Genomic DNA, 18595 nt, shown 5'->3' on the forward strand with positions numbered 1-18595 from the left:
GGAGTTAAACGCTTCTGTCCCGACCTCTTTTTATTCCTCATAGTCGCCTTCTTCAGCAAATTGACTATTGTATAGTTTTTCATAGAAGCCACCTTGTTCCAGCAACTCATGATGCGTACCTTTTTCAATGATTTCTCCTTGTTTCATAACAAGAATTAAATCAGCTTCACGAATAGTTGATAGACGGTGGGCAATAACGAAACTCGTTCGTCCTTCCATAACACGATCCATTGCTTTTTGAATTAAGGCTTCCAAGCGTGTATCGACTGAACTAGTCGCCTCATCTAAAATCAAAATTTTCGGATCAGAAATTACCGCTCGGGCAATGGTCAACAATTGTTTTTGACCAAGGGAAACGTTATCTCCCTCAGAATTGATTTCCATTTCATACCCGTCTGGCATTGTCCGAATGAAGTGATCCACATTGGCCGTTTTCGCTGCATCGACAACTTCATAATCCGTGGCATCTAACTTCCCAAAACGAATGTTATCTGCAATGGTACCTTTATACAACCAAGCATCTTGCAATACCATTCCAAATACAGATCGGACATCACTACGGTTCATTTTTTTCGTGTCAATACCATCAATTTTAATGGCGCCTTCTGTTACATCATAAAAACGCATCAGTAAGTTGATTAAGGTTGTTTTCCCAGCGCCAGTTGGTCCCACAATCGCAACCATTTGGCCCGCATCAACTTTAAAGTTCAAATTACGAATTAACGGTTTTTCTGGGTCATAACTAAAGCTGACATTTTCAAATTCAACAGAGCCTAAAATAGGTTCTGGTAAAGGAACATCTTGTTCGTTAAGTTCTTCTTCTGGTTCATCTAGGATTTCAAAAATCCGCATGGTCGAAGCTGAAGCGCTTTGTAAAGCTGCAGACAACTGCGTAATATTCCCCATTGGTTGGCTAATTTGCCAAATATATTGAATAAACGCTTGTAATTGCCCCACTACAATCACACCAGCAACCACATAGTAACTACCAAGGACAGCTACCCCGATATAGGTCCCATAAGCGGTCATCTGAACCAATGGCAACATTAATCCTGAGATAAAGGATGCTTTGAAACCAAAACCATTTAATCGATGATTGACTTGTTTAAAGCCTTCAAGGGTTTCTTTTTCCCGACCATATAGTTTTAAGACACTGAACCCAGTCATATTTTCTTGGACATAACCATTTAAGTCTCCTAAAGAATTTTGCATTCCTTGGAAATATTTCTGGGAGATTTTAACAATTGTTTTGGAAATAATCAGAGACAACGGAATCATAATCACTGAAAAAATCGCCATCAGCGGATTGATCAAGAACATCATCACTACCGCCATCACAATCCCTAAGACTGCCGAAACAATATTAATAAAACTTTGTTGCATCGCATTGCTGACAGCATCCACATCGTTCGTCACCCGTGACAAAATATTTCCTTGTTGGTTCTTATCAAAATAAGAAACTGGCAAACGATTGATTTTTTCTTCAATATCGCGACGTAAATCGCGCATGGATTGTTGAACGACATTCGTCATTAAAAAGCCTGACAAAAATTGTGCCACACAATAACCTGTTCCCACAACTAAAATCCAAATTAAACATTGGATTACATAATCAAAATTGATTGATTCACCGGCCGCAATATTACGGCTAATTTCTGTCGTTGGTAATCCAGTCAAATAAGGCAACGCTGCATTAAAGGCAACGGTTAATATTGTAAATAAAATAACTAAATAAAACGTCACTCGGTACGGTTTAATATAGCGACCGATTCGTTTCATAGAAGAAAAGGCGTGTTTCATGCTAATTCCTCCTCTGACAATTGAGAAGCCGCAATATCATAGTAAATTGGACAAGTCTCAAGTAATTCACGATGTGTGCCAATTCCGACCACGTCGCCTTCGTTTAAAACAACAATGCGGTCCGCATGCATAATTGTTCCAACACGTTGTGCCACAATTAAAACAGTGGATTCTGTTGTTTCTTTTTTCAGACGCGCTCGTAAATTTGCATCTGTTTGATAATCTAACGCAGAAAAACTATCATCAAATATATAAATTTCCGGATTGCGAATAATCGCCCGTGCGATAGCTAAACGTTGTTTTTGACCACCAGAAAAGTTCGTGCCACCTTCTGAAAGAGGTTCATCATAGCCTTGCGGTTTTTGTGAAACAAATTCTGTAGCTTGAGCAATGTCAATTGCTCGTTCCATTTCTTCTAACGTCGCATCTTCCTTACCGTAGCGAAGATTATCAGCAATTGTACCAGTAAAAAGTAACGCTTTTTGTGGAATATAGCCAATCTTATTGCGTAATGCACTAAGTTGGTACTCTTTTACGTTCACTCCATCGATTAAAATTTCACCTTCTGATACATCATAAAACCGTGGAATCAATTGAATTAATGTTGATTTCCCACTACCTGTGCTCCCAATAAAGGCCACTGTTTCACCAGGTGACGCCTTAAAACTTACATTGCGGATGACTGGGCTTTCCGCATGTCCAGGATAGGCAAAGGTTACATTTTTAAACTCTAGATAGCCTTTAGTAGCTGTTTCTGTTACGCCTTCTTCTTCACGAATAGCTGGTTCCATGTCTAAGGCTTCTTGAATCCGTGAAGCCGAAACCGCAGCCCGCGGATACATCATAAAGACACTGGCAAATAACATAAACGAGAACAGCGCATGGAAAATATATTCAATAAAAGCAATTAAATTCCCAACTTCTAAATCCCCATGGCTGATTTGAACAGTCCCGCTCCAAATGATTAAGACCATCACAATATTAAATAAGAAAAAGAACCCTGGTTGGGCTGCTGCCATTAAACGAAACAGACTTTTTGAACTTTTAGTGTAAGTTTCATTGACTTTATTAAAACGAGATTCTTCAAATTTTTCATTAACAAATGCGCGTATTACCCGCAATCCAGAAAGATTTTCTCTTAAAATCCCGTTGATTCCATCTAAGTTCTTTTGTTGCTTTTTAGATAACGGTTCTGACAAACGAGCAATCCCGACAACGGCTAGCAGTAGAAAAGGCAAGGCACCTAAAACGTACATTCCTAACGACGGACTCGTCCGCATCACCATGTAAAGACTGGCAATAAACATCACTGGCGTCATAAAGCCAAGACGTAAAATATTTCCCATGAAGAGCATAATTTGGTATGCATCATTGGTAGTTCGCGTAATTAAGGAAGAAACCCCAATACTTTCATATTCACTGTGTGAGAAAGTTTGAATCTTTTCAAATAAATCATCACGAATATCACGAACAATGTTTGTTGTAATTCTGGCACCAAAGTACCCCAGCAAAATATTCATTGCGACACCAATAATCGTAATTACAACCATCCAAATCCCTTGCTGATAAATATAGTCCATATCTCTAGGAATAATTCCTTTGTCAATCATTCGTGCTAAAATGGTCGGCAAGCCTAATTCAATCAAAATAAAACCAAACACACAAATAAAATCAGCGAAAAGTAATTTCTTATAACGCATTGTGTAACGCCACATTAACTTCAATTAATCATCTCCTTCTTATCTTACTTTAAATTTTCTAGTACTCCCACTGTATCAAAAAGAAATCGGTAATACAAGCTGTCTGGCTAGAAAAAACAGCCTTTCTCTTTCTATCCTTTCTCTTTTAGATTTTCTAAAAAATAGATAATTTTAATGATTTACTTATACGATTAAAATTGCTACTTCCTTTTGATTGTGCCATAATTGGGAAAAACTGAAAGGACCCTTTGAATGAAAAAATTATTCTTCATTTTTCTCGGTTCCTGTACGTTTGCTTTAGGCACGTTAGGAATCTTTTTGCCGCTTTTACCCACCACTGGTTTTTATTTATTAACGGCCTTTTTTTGGATGCGTAGTTCAGATAAACTTTATAACAAATTTTTAGCTTCTTCTTATTATCAAAAATATATCCAAGAAGCCTTCTTCGAGAAAAAAATTACTCGTAAAGGTAAATGGAAACTATTTATTTCCATGTTTCTTTTATTTGCCATTCCGTGTTTAATTGTCCGAAATACGTTGATGACTACGACTTTAGCGATTGTTTATTTAGCTCACGTGATTGGCTTAAGTTGGTATTGGCGTCCTAAAAAAAAGGCACTCGAACTTGATCAAGAATAAGGTGAAACAAGAAGTTTGTTTTTTTTAAAAGTCCAGTGAGTGTTTCTATACTTCCTTATCATTCTATGATAAAATAAGCTTAATTGTTGTTATTCACAACACACGGGACGGTTGAAAAAAGAACACATAAAATCAAATACCCAGAATGAAGCAAAGTCGAGGCTTCATTTCATCATTAACAGATGTTTTTGATGAGCATTCTTTTTTAGGTGATCAGCACCTCGTTTTGTTGTGTTTAATTTTCTGTCTTAAAATGAAAAAAACTATAAATTGCTACTATTAGTAGCTGAAGGAGAAATGAATCGATGATTTACAAAGTATACTATCAAGAAACAAAAATCAGAAACCCAAAAAGAGAAGACACAAAATCTCTTTACATGGAAGCCGATAGCGATGTAATCGTGCGCCAATTAGTTGAAGAAAATACCCCATACAATATTGAATACGTTCAATTATTAGACGAAAAACATCTTGCTTACGAGCAAGAACATGCGGACTTCACTCTAACGGAGTTTTAACATGAAAGTAAACATAAAAAATAACGAAACTGGCGTTTTTGCAATCGGTGGTTTAGGCGAAATTGGAAAAAACACATATGGGGTACAATTCCAAGATGAAATTATCATTATTGATGCTGGGATCAAATTCCCAGAAGATGATTTACTTGGGATTGACTACGTGATTCCAGATTATAGCTACATCGTTCAAAATTTGCATAAAGTCAAAGCACTCGTTATTACCCACGGTCATGAAGACCATATTGGTGGCGTTCCTTATCTTTTACGTCAAGCGAATATTCCAATCTATGCGGGACCACTAGCCTTGGCTTTAATTACCAACAAACTAGATGAACATGGTTTATTGCGAGAAGCGGAATTACACGAAATTAATGAAGATACGGTGATTCGTTTTAGAAAAACAGCGATTAGCTTTTTCCGGACGACTCACAGTATTCCTGATGCCTTGGGCGTTGTGGTTAAAACGCCTTCTGGTAACATTGTCGCAACAGGTGACTTTAAGTTTGACTTTACACCCGTTGGCGAGCCAGCCAACTTACACAGAATGGCAAAATTAGGTGAAGAAGGCGTCCTTTGTCTTCTTTCGGATAGTACCAATGCTGAAATACCCACCTTTACAAAATCCGAAAAAACAATTGGGACCTCTATTTTAAAAATCTTTGAAAAAATTGATGGTCGGATTATCTTTGCCAGTTTTGCTTCAAACATTTTCCGTTTACAACAAGCTGCTGACGCAGCTGTGAAAACCGGTCGCAAAATTGCTGTTTTTGGTCGTAGCATGGAAAATGCCATTGTCAATGGCGAACGCTTAGGCTACATCAAAGTGCCAAAAGGAACGTTTGTCGATGCGGCGGAACTGAACCAATTGCCAGCAAATGAAACAATGATTTTATGTACTGGCTCTCAAGGAGAACCTATGGCCGCGCTTAGTCGGATTGCTAACGGTACACACCGCCAAATTAGTATTCAACCAGGCGATACGGTTGTTTTCTCAAGCTCACCAATTCCTGGGAATACGACAAGTGTTAACCGTTTAATCAACTTATTATCTGAAGCCGGTGCGGAAGTTATCCACGGAAAAATCAATAATATCCATACTTCTGGTCACGGTGGACAAGAAGAGCAAAAATTAATGCTTCGTTTGATGAAGCCTAAATATTTCATGCCTGTTCATGGTGAATTTAGAATGTTAAAAATCCATGCTTCGCTCGCTCAAGATACAGGGGTTCCTGAAGAAAATTGCTTTATCATGGGCAACGGCGATGTCTTAGCTTTAACGGCTGATAGCGCACGTCCTGCTGGTCACTTCAACGCTAATGACGTGTACGTTGATGGAAATGGTGTCGGTGATATCGGGAATGTTGTTTTACGGGATCGTCGTATCTTATCTGAAGAAGGTTTAGTTTTAGCGGTAGCAACAGTTGATATTAAAAATAAAGAAATTATGGCTGGTCCAGACATTCTTTCCCGTGGTTTTGTCTACATGCGTGAGTCTGGTGATATGATTCATGAAGGCCAACGTCTTTTATTCAATGCTCTACGTGAAGCAATGAAAGATAAAAACTGTACCGAAGCAAAATTAGGCGAAGCCATGACGACCGCTTTACAGCCTTTCTTGTTTGAACAAACAGAACGTCATCCAATGATTCTGCCAATGATTATGACTGCCACAGTTAGTGATCAATAAAGCTCTCATTTAATAGAGAAGAAAAATGTTTGTCCATTTTTCTTCTCTATTTTTTCTAACAAAAAAACACCTAACGCATGTTAGGTGTTTTTGGATTATTTTTTATTAGTTTTTTTCTACGTTAACTGCTTGAGGGCCACGGTCTGAATCTTCAACATCAAAAGTCACTGCTTGACCTTCTTCTAAAGTTTTGAAACCATCACCTTGGATAGCTGAGAAGTGTACGAATACGTCGCTTCCGTCTTCGCGTGAGATAAACCCAAAACCTTTTTCTGCGTTAAACCATTTTACTGTTCCTTGTTCCATTCTTTTGTTCCTCCTCGTGCATTTGCACATAAATAGTCGTAACTTTGCTCGCTTCCAATAGAATATTTAAAAAAATTTAAAAAGTCTACATAATTCCAAACAAGATTACCCTTTCATTTTACACGTGATAAAATATTTTTGCAAGAATTGTCCTCATTCTGAAGCAAAAAAATTCTCTTCTCTCAAACTAATGTATCCGCTATCACCAACAATAATATGATCCAACAATTGAATCCCCATCATTTCGCCACATTCTTCCATTCGTTTGGTAAATTGAATATCTTGTGGAGACGGTGTCGGATTGCCAGATGGATGATTATGAGCTAATAGTATGCGAGCAGAAGAATATTTAACCGCTTCCCGAAAAATTTCGCGTGGATGAGCAATACTTTGATTCAGTGATCCTTTGAAAATCGTTTTCTGTTGGATAATGTCATTCTTGGTATTCAAGTAAATACAAATTAAATGTTCTTGTTGCAGCCCCTTCATCTCTTGGAGTAATCGTTGAGCGACTTGTTGACTGGACATAACTTTGCCAAATTTGATTTGACTACTTTGATAAATTCGACACCCTAATTCAATGGCCGCACGTAATTCAATGGCTTTCACTTGGCCAATGCCTTTAATAGCCATTAACTCGTTCAACGTAGCTTGCTGCAAATAAGAAAGTTGCTTAAACTGTTTTAATAGCGTTGCGGCAACAGTCATCACGTCTGCTTCTTTTGAGCCAGTTCGTAACAGAATCGCCAACAACTCTTGATTCGATAATGCTTTTTCTCCTATCGCTAAGAGCCGTTCTCGTGGTAAACAATCACTCGGCATCTCGCGAATAAACAGATCCGATACTTGCATAAAAAAACCTCCTTTGCTAGTCATTAATAAACTACGCAAAGGAGTGTTGTTTTTATTATTTTAAATAATGTGGCGCTTGATGTAAACTCTCCAAGACATGTAATGTTTTCTCTTGGATAACTTCAGTTGGTTGCAATAAATCAGGTACCATGATCACTGGAATGCCCGCACTATGAGCCGCACTTACCCCATGAAATGAGTCTTCGAAAATCAAGGTTTTCGGGGCTTCTGTTCCTAAAAGTTGACGAGCTTTTTGAAAAATTTCTGGGTCCGGTTTTGCTCGTTTAACATCCTCTGCTGAAACGATCCCTACAAAACGATCCTGAATCCCAGCATGGCTTAATAACATTTCAATTGCTGGACGGACGTTACTTGAAGCAACTAATCGAGGAATTTTTTGATCATCTAAAAAGTCGAGGAATTCCACCACCCCTGGTTTTAAAGGGACGTTACCAGATTGAAACTCTTGCAAGGTATCATCATAAGAACGGCGGATAAATTCTTCCACTGTGTCATGACCATAGGATGCATAAATACGTCGGTAATTCTCTTGTACTTCTTCATCGGAAATCCCAACATAGTCTAAATAGACTTCTTTACTATATGGTAACCCCATTGCATCTGCTACTTTTTGAGTAGATGTATAGTAAATCAACTCCGTATCAAAAAGCAACCCATCCATATCAAAAATTACGCCATCAAATTTCTTCATCATTTCCTCCTATAGTTAAAAGTAATTCTCTTACTTGAGAAACAAAATATAATGAACCTGTTACTAATAATAAATCATCTGTCGACATTTTTTCTAAAATTTCGCCTAAGCCAAATTGCCATAAAGACACAATTTCTGTTAAATCGTCTTCATATTTTTCCATTTCTGTAAGTGCAATAGCTTTAGGATAATCGAAGCTAGTTAAGTAAAGATGCGCATTCGGTACTTGCTTTAAGTCCTGAATCATCTCATCCACATCTTTAGTTGCTAAAGCTGAAAATAAAATATGAATCGTGTGTTGTGGAAACTCTTTGCGCAAGTTTTCAACTAAGCGTTTTACTGCATGATCATTGTGGGCACCATCTAAAACAATCAACGGTTCATCACTAAGACGTTCCATTCGAGCTGGCCATTGCGCTTTAGCTAACCCTTGAGTAATGTCTCGTTCTTTAAACGGCAAATGTTGTAGTTGGCAATACTTGTCAAATAATTGAATAGCTACCGCCGCGTTTTCTACTTGGTGACGCCCCAACAAGGGAACTTTAATTTTTGTCAGTTTGCCCATTTCTCCATAGAAATTAAATACTTCCCCCCATTGTGTATCAGGATGTAGATATTCCACTTGATACTCTTTGCCAAAACGAAAAATTGGACTCTGTTTTTCTTGTGCGACTTTTTCAATGACTGCTAGCGCATCAGCACAAATATTGCCTGTTACTACTGGGACTTTTTCTTTAATAATACCCGCTTTTTGATAGGCAATTTCAGCAATTGTTTCACCTAAAATTTCTGTGTGATCCTTCCCAATTGTCGTAATTCCCGTCAATAATGGCTTCACGACATTGGTGCTATCAAGTAATCCACCTAAGCCAACTTCAACAACGGCGATATCCACTTGTTCATTCACGAAATAGTCCAAGGCCATTCCTGTCAATGTTTCGAATTCTGTAATTCCAGCCACTTCAGTGATTTGGTCTAATTCTTTAATGATTGGTTGATACTTTTCCACATAGGTAATCAATTGTTCGTCTGAAATTGGTTGACCATTTATCGCAATTCTTTCATTAAATGATTCAATATAAGGAGAGGTAAAGGTTCCGACTTTCAAGCCCATTTCTTCTAATAGACAGCGTAAATATGTCACGGTTGAGCCTTTACCATTGGTTCCTGCGATATGAATCGTTGGCACTTTGTTTTCTGGATGATCAATTTTTTCTAATAACGCATTGATCCGATCCAAACCAGGTCTTGAACCAAAGGGTAACCGGCTATGAATCCATTCAATGGCTTCTTCTATTGTTAATTGCATCTTGTCCAACTCCTTGTCTTCTTCTACATTATAACTAAGTTAGGTGACTTTTTCACTAATAACCAATTGAAACTTTTTCTTGAAAACTTTTTGCATTTTTCATAATTTTGCGTTATTAGCGGATACATTAATGAACTTATGGTAAACTAACATTCTGGATGGTTCATTCCAGCCAGCCAATTAAAAACTATTTTTAGAGCGTTCAACACGCTTATTCATGATTTTTTTATAAAGGTGGACTTATTTTGATGAAAAACAAATCGAAGCTTTTATGGTTAGGAAGTTTTTTCTTGCCGTTTTTACTTCTGTTGCTTGTATGGATGACATTACAACTTGCGCCTTTTGGTGACAACAACTTATTAGTTAGTGATTTAGGCACACAATACATGCCTTTCTTGAGTTTTTTAAAACGCTCTTTTCACGAGGGAATAACTACATTCTACTCTTTTTCCAATGAGATTGGTGAATCGATTGTTCCTTTGGCAGCCTATTACTTACTGAGCCCTTTTAATGTGTTGGCTTTCTTTTTTCCTTATGAACAATTACCTATAGCAATTTTATGGATTATTACCTTAAAACTTGCCTTGATGGGCACTACGATGTTTAGCTATTTAAAATACACCTATCAAAAAGTTGATGGCACCACGTTACTTTTTTCAACGTCCTATAGTTTCTGTGGCTTTGTCACCGTCTATAGCCAAAACTTTATGTGGTTGGATGCACTGATTCTATTCCCGCTTATCTTATTGGGACTCCAACGTTTATGGGATCAACGCAAATGGGGCTTATACAGTATCACCCTATTTTTAGCGATTGTGACGAATTACTACATGGGTTATATGATTTGTCTCTTTGCTGTTTTGTACAGTATCTATTGGTTCTTTAAAAAGAATACCCAAGCCCATGCTATTCGGCAATTTTTTAAACAAAGTCCGTTATTCATCCTCGTTTCTTTTTTAACAGGAACCGCAACTAGCTTTTTATTATTACCTGCAGCAGAAGGGATGCTTTATACAAAAAAAGCAGATTTTGATGTCTCGACGTTCTTTTTAACGCCTAAGTTCAACACTTCGTTTTTCTCGCAATTAGGCTTAGGTTCTATTAATTATGAGTTGCGTTTAGACCATTTACCAACCGTTTTTGCTGGATTATTTGTGACACTCCTCTGTGTTGCCTATTTTCAAACGAAACAAATTGCGTTAAAAGAAAGAATAGCTTCAGCAATTCTTTTATTCATTCTCTTTTTAAGCTTTTGGTTAGAAGCCTTTAACACTGTATGGCACATGTTTCAAAGCCCAGCTGGGTTCCCTTACCGAAATGTCTTTATCTTTAGCTTTTTATTGATTGTCTTTGCCTATGAAGTTTGGCTTAAAAAAGTGACCATTCCTTGGACCGCACCTATTATTTTTAGTCTGCTGTTAGTCATTGGCTACGGATCTTTGTATTATGGTCCACAAAAGAATCTCTTAATTTCGATCAATTATTTATGGCTAAGTTTACTTTTTATTTGGTTGATTTTCTTTTGCTTGCGTTTAGCACACAAAAAGGCCTTAAGAAACTATGTAGTCGTTGCTTTATTCTTACTGGTCAGCACAGAATTAACAACGAATTTCTGGATTTCTTTTAAACACATGCCCTTTGGTAGCCAAGCAACATTTGCCCAAGATTACCGAAAACACAGCCAATTAATCGATGAAAAAATGGCCTCAGCACCAGAACTTTATCGCATGAAACAAGTCATTCCTTCCAAAGAAACAGGGTTCCGTGAAATCAATAACGGCTACAACAATCCTTTACTTTATGGCTATGCTGGCGTTTCTAGCTATACTTCGACTTTAACTGCCACTACCCAAGACACATTAAGTGCGCTAGGTTTATATCGAAAAAATGATCGCCGGATTGCCTATGTGGATAATTCACAACTAACCAATTTACTTTTAAATGTGAAATATGACTTTTTACCAATTGAAAAACCTACGAGTGAAAAATTGCTAAAAACAGTTGGTTCCACGAAAATCATGGAAAATGATGAAGCGATCGGTATGGGCTTTTTGGCGCCAACCGCATTAACCAAGTTAAAATTAGCAAAAAATAATCCTTTAGATGCCCAAGAAGAACTCCTGCAAACGCTCGTGCCGACGGATAAACCTTACTTTAAAACAGCTTCGTTGATAAATGAACCTCATCATACCAACGAAACAATTGAAGCAACCTTTAAAGTGAATAGCACTGGTGACTTGCATCTTTATATTCCGAATTTAAAATGGAAAAAAGTTACACAATTGAAGGTAAACCAACAAGTTATCTCGACGCCGATTTATATTGCAACCAATCAACTGTTCAATTTAGGGCATTTTGAAAAAGGAACTACCGTGACCCTGTCACTAACTGCTGAACAAGTGGTTGATTTAACCAATTGGCAACTTCAAACTTTAGACCAAACAGCCTTTAATCGTGCGGTTGACAAATTACGCCAACAAGCTCTTCACGTGAATGCAACTAAAAAAGGCCATTTAAATGGCGCACTGAATGTACCTGGAAATGACACTCAGTTACTGTATACGTCCATTCCTTATGACCAAGATTGGCAAGTCAAATCGTCGCTACAAAAAGAACCCCTAAAAACACAACGCATTCTAGGTGGCTTTTTAGCTGTTGAAGTCCCAGCTGGCAAACAGCAGTTAACCTTTGCCTATCATCCAAGAATGATTTATCTCGGCACTGCCGTCAGCGGAACGATTTTACTGGGAACGGCTGGTTATCTTGGCTTTAAAAAATACCGTCGAAAACGTCAGGAGGCCACTCATGACTAATCAGAAAAAATTTTTAAATGGACTCATTCGGTGGTTACCCCTAGTTGGACTGGTGCTTTTCTTCGGCTTAATTTTATGGGGATATTCCAGAGGAATTTTTCATTCTGTTGCTTCCTTGCAAGCTTTTATTAAACAGTTTGGTAACTATGCGGTTCTGTGTTTCATTCTTTTACAAATCGTCCAAGTGATTATCCCTATTCTACCTGGAGGAATCTCTTCTGTTGCAGGAATGTTGATGTTTGGCAATTTGCAAGGACTTTTGTATAGCTATCTTGGATTGATTATTGGTGAGTTTATTGGCTTTTTACTGGTTCGTTACTATGGACGTAGCTTTGTAAAAATAATCCTTTCACCCAATAAATACAAAAAATTTGAAGAGATTTTGGACAAAAATGAACACAATGTCAAAAAGCTCTTAATCTTTACTATGTTAGTCCCCTTCGCTCCAGATGATATTGTTTGTTTAGTGGCGGGAATTACAGATATTTCTTTAAAAGAATTCATGAAAATTGTTCTTTTATTGAAATTCTGGTCTGTAGCTACTTACAGCTATTTAATGTTGTATTTGTTTCAATTATTTGGCAAATTATAACAAAAAGACAACAAAACCAACGTTGGTTTTGTTGTCTTTTCTTTTTTAGATTGAACGTAATTGGGCAATCCGTTCTTTGACAGCCTCTTGTTTTTCAAGGTAGTCTTTTTCTTTTGCACGTTCTGCTTCCACGACCTCATCTGGTGCGTTTGACACAAAACGTTCATTTGAAAGCTTGCCTTGCACACGTTTGACTTCTTTTGTCCATTTGTCTAATTCTTTTTCTAAGCGAGCAATTTCTTCCTTGATATTAATCAACCCAGCTAATGGTAGGAATAGTTCTGCGCCTGTTAATACAGCGGACATGGCTAATTCTGGCGCTTCTATTTCACGACTGATGACTAATTCCTCTGGGTTACAGAAGCGTTCCAAGTAGCTAGTATTAGCTGTTAAAAATTCTTCTACTTCTGTATCGTTTGTTTTAATTAACAAAGTAATTGGTTTAGAAAGTGGTGTATTCACTTCTGCTCGAATATTCCGAACTGAACGAATGACTTCTTTCAGAACTTCCATTCCTCGAGCTGCTGCTTCATCGTTAAATTCTTCATGCACAACTGGATACTCTGCCACAACCAATGACTCACCTTGATGCGGAATTTTTTCCCAAATTTCTTCTGTTACAAACGGCATAATTGGATGCAATAAACGTAAGATTTGATCCAATGTGTACACCAAGATGCTCCGTGTTGTTTGTTTAGCTGCTTCATTTTCTCCGTAAAGAATCTCTTTACTCATTTCAATATACCAATCACAGAAATCATCCCAGATGAAGTTGTATAATTGGCGACCTGCTTCACCGAATTCAAAACGATCAAATAATTCTGTCACACGGGCGACTGTTTCGTTTAAGCGCGTTAAAATCCAACGATCAGCGACAGTCTTTTCACCACTAAAGTCAATATCTGCAGCAGTCATACCTTCTACATTCATGATAACGAAGCGACTTGCATTCCAAATCTTATTGATAAAGTTCCAAGAAGCATCCATTTTTTCATAACTAAAACGAACATCTTGACCTGGAGCTGAACCATTTGATAAGAACCAACGCAATGCATCTGCGCCATATTTTTCGATGACATCCATTGGATCAATCCCATTCCCCAATGATTTACTCATTTTGCGTCCTTGCTCATCACGAATTAAGCCGTGAATTAAGACATTTTGGAAGGGACGTTCACCTGTAAACTCTAAACTTTGGAAAATCATACGACTTACCCAAAAGGCAATAATATCATAGCCAGTAACTAATGTGCTTGTTGGGAAGTAACGTTGATAATCTTCGCTTGCTTCGTCCGGCCAACCCATCGTTGAAAATGGCCATAAAGCAGAACTAAACCATGTATCTAAGACGTCACTATCTTGAACCCAGTTTTCACTGTCGGCTGGCTCTTCCATCCCAACATACATCTCGCCCGTTTCTTTGTGATACCAAGCAGGAATTTGGTGGCCCCACCATAATTGTCGCGAAATAACCCAGTCATGAATATTTTCCATCCAACGTAAAAATGTTTGATTGAAGCGTGGTGGATAAAATTCAACAGCGTCTTCTGTTTCTTGATTTTCTATTGCTTTTTCAGCTAATGGTCCCATTTTTACAAACCATTGGGTCGATAAACGTGGTTCCACGACAACGCCTGTTCGTTCTGAATGGCCCACGCTGTGATTCATTGTTTCGATCTTAATTAAGCGACCTAGTTCTTTCAAGTCAGAGACAATCGCTTTACGTGCAGCAAAACGATCCATTCCTTCATATTTTCCAGCCAGTTCATTCATCGTGCCGTCTTCGTTCATAACATTTACTCGAGGTAAGTCATGACGATTACCGACTTCAAAGTCATTTGGATCATGGGCAGGTGTGATTTTTACAACCCCTGTTCCAAATTCCATATCTACATAGTCATCTGCAATAATTGGAATTTCTTTATCTACTAATGGCAAGACAACTGTCTTACCAATAAGTTCTTGATACCGTTCATCTTCTGGATGGACCGCAATCGCCGTATCTCCCAACATTGTTTCAGGACGCGTTGTCGCAATTTCAACAACGCCAGAACCATCTGATAATGGGTAGCTCATGTGGTAAAAAGCTCCTTCAATATCTTTATGGATTACTTCAATATCAGACAATGCTGTTTTCGCTTTTGGATCCCAGTTAATGATATATTCACCACGGTAAATCAAATCTTTCTCGTAAAGAGAGACAAACACTTTACGAACGGCCTCAGATAGCCCTTCATCTAAAGTAAAACGTTCACGGCTGTAATCTAAAGAAAGACCCATTTTTGCCCACTGTTCACGAATGTGAGAAGCATATTCTTCTTTCCATTCCCACACTTGATCAACAAATTTTTCACGACCTAAGTCGTAACGTGAAATTCCTTGTTGTGCTAGTTTCTCTTCTACTTTTGCTTGCGTGGCAATTCCAGCATGGTCCATTCCTGGCAGCCATAACGTATCAAAGCCTTGCATTCTTTTTTGGCGGATAATCATATCTTGTAATGTTGTATCCCAAGCATGCCCTAAGTGTAGCTTCCCTGTTACATTAGGTGGTGGAATAACAATTGAATAGGGCTTCGCTTTTTTGTCGCCACTTGGTTTAAATAAATCTTGATCTAGCCATTTTTGATAACGGCCAGCTTCGATTTCTGTCGGTTGATATTTCGTTGGTAAGTTTTTTTCTTCTGACATTTTTTCCCCTTCTTTCTTAAAATACGCGATTTGGAGCGGTAATTATTTTACAAATGAGTTTTTTTGGGCTAAACACTAAAATACGCCCTAAAATACTTTCGTATTTTAGGGCGTAGATTCATCTTATTTACGCGGTACCACCTAAATTGCATTTGAATTGAATTCATTCAAATGCCACTCATTCGTGAGATAACGTTCACGAAACGAATCGTTCTACTAACGTACTGTGTTCAAACCATTGACTCACAAGCTACCTTCTCACTGGTTGTGTAAAAGTCTTGCACCTGAACGACTTTTTCTCTAAAACGACGCCAATGATACTCCTCTTGTTCGCTGTCTTTGCTTCATTCTACAATGAAGCGCAAGCAAAGTCAATTTGTAATCTAGAGGGATTACACTTTTTTTGCAGCTTCTAACGCTTGTTGATAATCGGGTTCCGACGAAACTTCTGAGACGATTTCTTCATAAACTAACGTTCCTTCTGGGTCAATCACAAAAATAGCACGTGCTAAACGGCCCATTTCTGGAATATACAAACCATAAGCTGCACCAAATGAGTCTTCAGTATCATGAAGCATTTCCATTTCGACACCCTCAGCGGCACACCAATTTGCTTGTTCTTCAACTGTGTTATTGGAAATCGTGATAATCTGAACACCGTCTAATTTCGCCGCTTCTTGATTGAAACGTTTCGTTTGCAGTGAACAAACACGTGTGTCGATATCAGGAACCACACTAATTAAAACCGTTTTACCTTTATAATCTGCCAAGTTGATTTCTTGGTTGTTTAAATTTTTCAAAGAAAAGACGGGAGCTTTTGTGCCAACTTTAGGCTGTTCACCTGTCAATTCTAATACGTGCCCTTTTCTTGTAACATTCATTCTGAAATCCTCCTTTTCCACTTTCAATAATAAGTATAGTAGAGGATTTTTATGAAGACAATTTTATTGCTTTGGGCTATTTGCTAGTGAAAAAGTTTCATTAAAATAAATTAGTGTTTGCAGTTCCGTTGTTAAATCAATATACTGCACACTAACGTTGGCTGGCACACTGACACGGTCTGGCGCAAAATTTAAAATCGCAGTCACACCCGCTTGTACAATTTTGTCGATGGCTTTTTGGGCATGGTGACTTGGTACTGTAGAAATGGCTACCGTGACCCCTTCTTGTCGAACGAATGCTTCTAACTCAGACATATCATGAACTAATAATCCATTAATCGTGGTGCCAACTAAAGCTGGATCATTATCAAAAGCACAGACAATATTCAAATTCTCGTTGCGTCTAAAATTATTTTTTAATAATGCCTTGCCTAAATTGCCACAACCAATCAAGGCAATTCTTTTTTCTTCTTGCGTATTTAAAATATTACTAAATACCTCAATTAAATACGGCACATCGTAACCATAACCGCTTCGGCCCAGTTCACCAACGTGGGAAAAATCACGCCGAATCGTTGCAGAAGGAATCTGGATCATTTCACTAAACTCTCGTGATTTAATGCGTTTAACACCAGAATCCCCTAACATTTTTAAATAACGTAAATAAACCGGCAAACGTTTTGCCGTTGCTTTAGGCATTTTTTTCTCCATCCTCTGTCCTCCTTGTTACCTACTTCACATATTCAGTTTATCACGGTTCCCCTCTCCGAGCAACTTGTTTGTGAAATAAGTACAAAATAAATACAGTGACGTCTAAGCGACCGTCACTGTATTTATTTCTTATAGGAAATCTGCAAATTCGTCTTCTTGTTTATCTTTCGCTGTTTCTGCTGAAATCTCTGTAATTTTGAGTCCTTCTAAGGCCCGAGCCATTAAACCTTCCAAGTCTAAGCGCGCTTCATAATCTTGCGCTTTATCCAAGCGAGGTCGCGTTTTCGGTTGCGGTGGCGCAAAAATTGTACAACAATCTTCGAAGGGTTGGATGGCTAATTCAAACGTGTCAATTTTTTCGGCAATTTCGATAATTTCTGTCTTATCCATTGAAACCACAGGTCGAATTATCGGTGTTGAGGTAACCTCATTAATTGCTACCATACTTTGAAGTGTTTGCGAAGCCACTTGTCCTAACGATTCACCGTTAATAATGACTAAACCTTTCCGCATTTCACGAATTGCATCTGTTAAGCGTAACATTAAACGTCGTGTAATGGTCATTAAGTAGCCTTGGGGAACAACTCGTTTTATTTCTTCTTGAATTTCTGTAAAGGGCACTTCAATAAATTGAATAGTTCCTACATAAGGGACTAATTTTTCAGCTAAATCTTTAGCCTTTTGTAACGCTTGTTCACTTGTATAAGGCGGACTAGCAAAATGGACAGCTTCCACTTCCACGCCACGTTTCATAGCTAAATAACCTGCAACTGGTGAATCAATGCCTCCTGACAACATCAACATACCACGACCACTGGTGCCCACTGGCAATCCACCCGCACCACGAATCGTTTCATAAGATAAATACGCCGCATCTTTACGAATTTCAATTCTTAAGTTAATATCAGGCTTTTTCATTTGTACCTGAATTTCCGGGATGGCTTCAATAACAGCCCCACCTAATTCTTGATTCAAGCCATTTGAATCAAGTTCAAATGAATGGTCCGAACGTTTAGCAGTAATTTTAAACGTCTTACCTGGCGTATAAACTTCCCGAACAACCTCTTGAACCATTGCACGAATCGCTGGCATTTCTTTTTCAATACGAATACTTGGCGAAAAATTTTGAATTCCAAACACTTTACTTAGTTTTGGAATCACTTCTTCACTATCTTCCCCATTTAATAAAATATGCATTCTATCTCGATCTGCATGGATTTTCAATGCTGGAAAATCAGCTAACGCACGTTTCACATTTTGTGCTAACTGCATGATAAACGTTTTACGATTTTTTCCTTTAGTTGATAATTCGCCATAGCGAACCATAATTTCTGTATATTTCACTTTCTATTAATCCCTTTCTAAATCGCTTTAAAACAAAGCTTAC

15 protein-coding genes and 1 other annotated feature are annotated in these 18595 nt (G+C 38.0%); of the genes, 5 read left to right on the plus strand and 10 right to left on the minus strand.

The window, feature by feature from the left end:
* Positions 1-30 precede the first annotated feature (30 nt).
* Positions 31-1800: a multidrug efflux ABC transporter subunit EfrB gene (efrB, locus tag IGL32_RS11095; protein ID WP_108120202.1), complete on the minus strand. Its 1770-nt coding sequence runs from the start codon at positions 1798-1800 to the stop codon at positions 31-33.
* Positions 1797-3524, minus strand: a complete 1728-nt coding sequence (efrA, locus tag IGL32_RS11100) for a multidrug efflux ABC transporter subunit EfrA (RefSeq protein ID WP_010818536.1) — start codon at positions 3522-3524, stop codon at positions 1797-1799. The genes efrB and efrA overlap by 4 nt, the downstream gene beginning before the upstream one ends.
* A gap of 228 nt (positions 3525-3752) precedes the next feature.
* Between efrA and IGL32_RS11105 the strand changes: the two genes are divergently transcribed.
* From IGL32_RS11105 to rnjA, 3 genes are all read left to right on the plus strand, one after another.
* Complete coding sequence (locus IGL32_RS11105; RefSeq protein ID WP_002355126.1) at positions 3753-4139, plus strand: YbaN family protein; 387 nt, start codon at positions 3753-3755, stop codon at positions 4137-4139.
* Between the two features lie 305 nt (positions 4140-4444).
* On the plus strand, positions 4445-4657 hold the full coding sequence (locus IGL32_RS11110; protein WP_002355123.1) for a DNA-directed RNA polymerase subunit epsilon: 213 nt from the start codon (positions 4445-4447) through the stop codon (positions 4655-4657).
* A gap of 1 nt (position 4658) precedes the next feature.
* Positions 4659-6344 (plus strand): ribonuclease J1, encoded by a 1686-nt coding sequence (gene rnjA / locus IGL32_RS11115; protein ID WP_002355122.1) that lies wholly within the window; start codon positions 4659-4661, stop codon positions 6342-6344.
* A gap of 105 nt (positions 6345-6449) precedes the next feature.
* Here the strand turns inward: rnjA and IGL32_RS11120 are convergent, their stop codons facing one another.
* From IGL32_RS11120 to IGL32_RS11135, 4 genes are all read right to left on the minus strand, one after another.
* A complete protein-coding gene (locus IGL32_RS11120; RefSeq protein ID WP_002355121.1) occupies positions 6450-6650 on the minus strand; it encodes a cold-shock protein in 201 nt (66 codons plus the stop codon).
* Between the two features lie 153 nt (positions 6651-6803).
* A complete protein-coding gene (gene radC / locus IGL32_RS11125; RefSeq protein WP_002381162.1) occupies positions 6804-7502 on the minus strand; it encodes a RadC family protein in 699 nt (232 codons plus the stop codon).
* 55 nt (positions 7503-7557) lie between these two features.
* Entirely contained in the window at positions 7558-8217 is a 660-nt protein-coding gene (locus IGL32_RS11130) for an HAD family hydrolase (protein WP_002398690.1), read from the minus strand.
* Positions 8201-9523 (minus strand): bifunctional folylpolyglutamate synthase/dihydrofolate synthase, encoded by a 1323-nt coding sequence (locus tag IGL32_RS11135; protein WP_002355117.1) that lies wholly within the window; start codon positions 9521-9523, stop codon positions 8201-8203. Before IGL32_RS11135 ends, IGL32_RS11130 begins: the two co-directional genes overlap by 17 nt.
* A gap of 248 nt (positions 9524-9771) precedes the next feature.
* Between IGL32_RS11135 and IGL32_RS11140 the strand changes: the two genes are divergently transcribed.
* Both IGL32_RS11140 and IGL32_RS11145 read left to right on the plus strand, forming a co-directional pair.
* Complete coding sequence (locus tag IGL32_RS11140) at positions 9772-12336, plus strand: YfhO family protein (RefSeq protein ID WP_002396518.1); 2565 nt, start codon at positions 9772-9774, stop codon at positions 12334-12336.
* Entirely contained in the window at positions 12329-12928 is a 600-nt protein-coding gene (locus IGL32_RS11145) for a TVP38/TMEM64 family protein (protein ID WP_002355114.1), read from the plus strand. The genes IGL32_RS11140 and IGL32_RS11145 overlap by 8 nt, the downstream gene beginning before the upstream one ends.
* A 45-nt stretch (positions 12929-12973) precedes the next feature.
* On the opposite strand, the gene IGL32_RS11150 is transcribed toward IGL32_RS11145, so the two are convergent.
* The 4 genes from IGL32_RS11150 to thiI form a co-directional block, all read right to left on the minus strand.
* Positions 12974-15616, minus strand: a complete 2643-nt coding sequence (locus IGL32_RS11150; protein WP_002367320.1) for a valine--tRNA ligase — start codon at positions 15614-15616, stop codon at positions 12974-12976.
* Between the two features lie 103 nt (positions 15617-15719).
* Positions 15720-15959: a binding site (T-box leader), on the minus strand.
* Positions 15960-16008: 49 nt separating this feature from the next.
* Complete coding sequence (tpx, locus tag IGL32_RS11155; protein WP_002355111.1) at positions 16009-16497, minus strand: thiol peroxidase; 489 nt, start codon at positions 16495-16497, stop codon at positions 16009-16011.
* A gap of 63 nt (positions 16498-16560) precedes the next feature.
* Positions 16561-17208 carry a redox-sensing transcriptional repressor Rex gene (locus IGL32_RS11160; protein WP_002381159.1) on the minus strand — a complete coding sequence of 216 codons (648 nt, stop codon included), beginning with the start codon at positions 17206-17208 and terminating at the stop codon, positions 16561-16563.
* A 129-nt stretch (positions 17209-17337) separates the two neighbouring features.
* A complete protein-coding gene (gene thiI / locus IGL32_RS11165) occupies positions 17338-18552 on the minus strand; it encodes a tRNA uracil 4-sulfurtransferase ThiI (protein ID WP_002359156.1) in 1215 nt (404 codons plus the stop codon).
* Positions 18553-18595: the final 43 nt, after the last annotated feature.

Origin of the sequence: Enterococcus sp. AZ035 (assembly GCF_050548325.1) — a bacterium.
Lineage (GTDB): Bacteria > Bacillota > Bacilli > Lactobacillales > Enterococcaceae > Enterococcus > Enterococcus faecalis.

What these genes read in the sequence shown, in the direction of transcription:
- efrB (WP_108120202.1), bottom strand. Translation starts at nt 1,800, where the DNA reads ATGAAACACGCCTTTTCTTCTATGAAACGAATCGGTCGCTATATTAAA.
- IGL32_RS11105 (WP_002355126.1), top strand. Translation starts at nt 3,753, where the DNA reads ATGAAAAAATTATTCTTCATTTTTCTCGGTTCCTGTACGTTTGCTTTA.
- IGL32_RS11110 (WP_002355123.1), top strand. Translation starts at nt 4,445, where the DNA reads ATGATTTACAAAGTATACTATCAAGAAACAAAAATCAGAAACCCAAAA.
- rnjA (WP_002355122.1), top strand. Translation starts at nt 4,659, where the DNA reads ATGAAAGTAAACATAAAAAATAACGAAACTGGCGTTTTTGCAATCGGT.
- IGL32_RS11120 (WP_002355121.1), bottom strand. Translation starts at nt 6,650, where the DNA reads ATGGAACAAGGAACAGTAAAATGGTTTAACGCAGAAAAAGGTTTTGGG.
- radC (WP_002381162.1), bottom strand. Translation starts at nt 7,502, where the DNA reads ATGCAAGTATCGGATCTGTTTATTCGCGAGATGCCGAGTGATTGTTTA.
- IGL32_RS11130 (WP_002398690.1), bottom strand. Translation starts at nt 8,217, where the DNA reads ATGATGAAGAAATTTGATGGCGTAATTTTTGATATGGATGGGTTGCTT.
- IGL32_RS11135 (WP_002355117.1), bottom strand. Translation starts at nt 9,523, where the DNA reads ATGCAATTAACAATAGAAGAAGCCATTGAATGGATTCATAGCCGGTTA.
- IGL32_RS11140 (WP_002396518.1), top strand. Translation starts at nt 9,772, where the DNA reads ATGAAAAACAAATCGAAGCTTTTATGGTTAGGAAGTTTTTTCTTGCCG.
- IGL32_RS11145 (WP_002355114.1), top strand. Translation starts at nt 12,329, where the DNA reads ATGACTAATCAGAAAAAATTTTTAAATGGACTCATTCGGTGGTTACCC.
- IGL32_RS11150 (WP_002367320.1), bottom strand. Translation starts at nt 15,616, where the DNA reads ATGTCAGAAGAAAAAAACTTACCAACGAAATATCAACCGACAGAAATC.
- tpx (WP_002355111.1), bottom strand. Translation starts at nt 16,497, where the DNA reads ATGAATGTTACAAGAAAAGGGCACGTATTAGAATTGACAGGTGAACAG.
- IGL32_RS11160 (WP_002381159.1), bottom strand. Translation starts at nt 17,208, where the DNA reads ATGGAGAAAAAAATGCCTAAAGCAACGGCAAAACGTTTGCCGGTTTAT.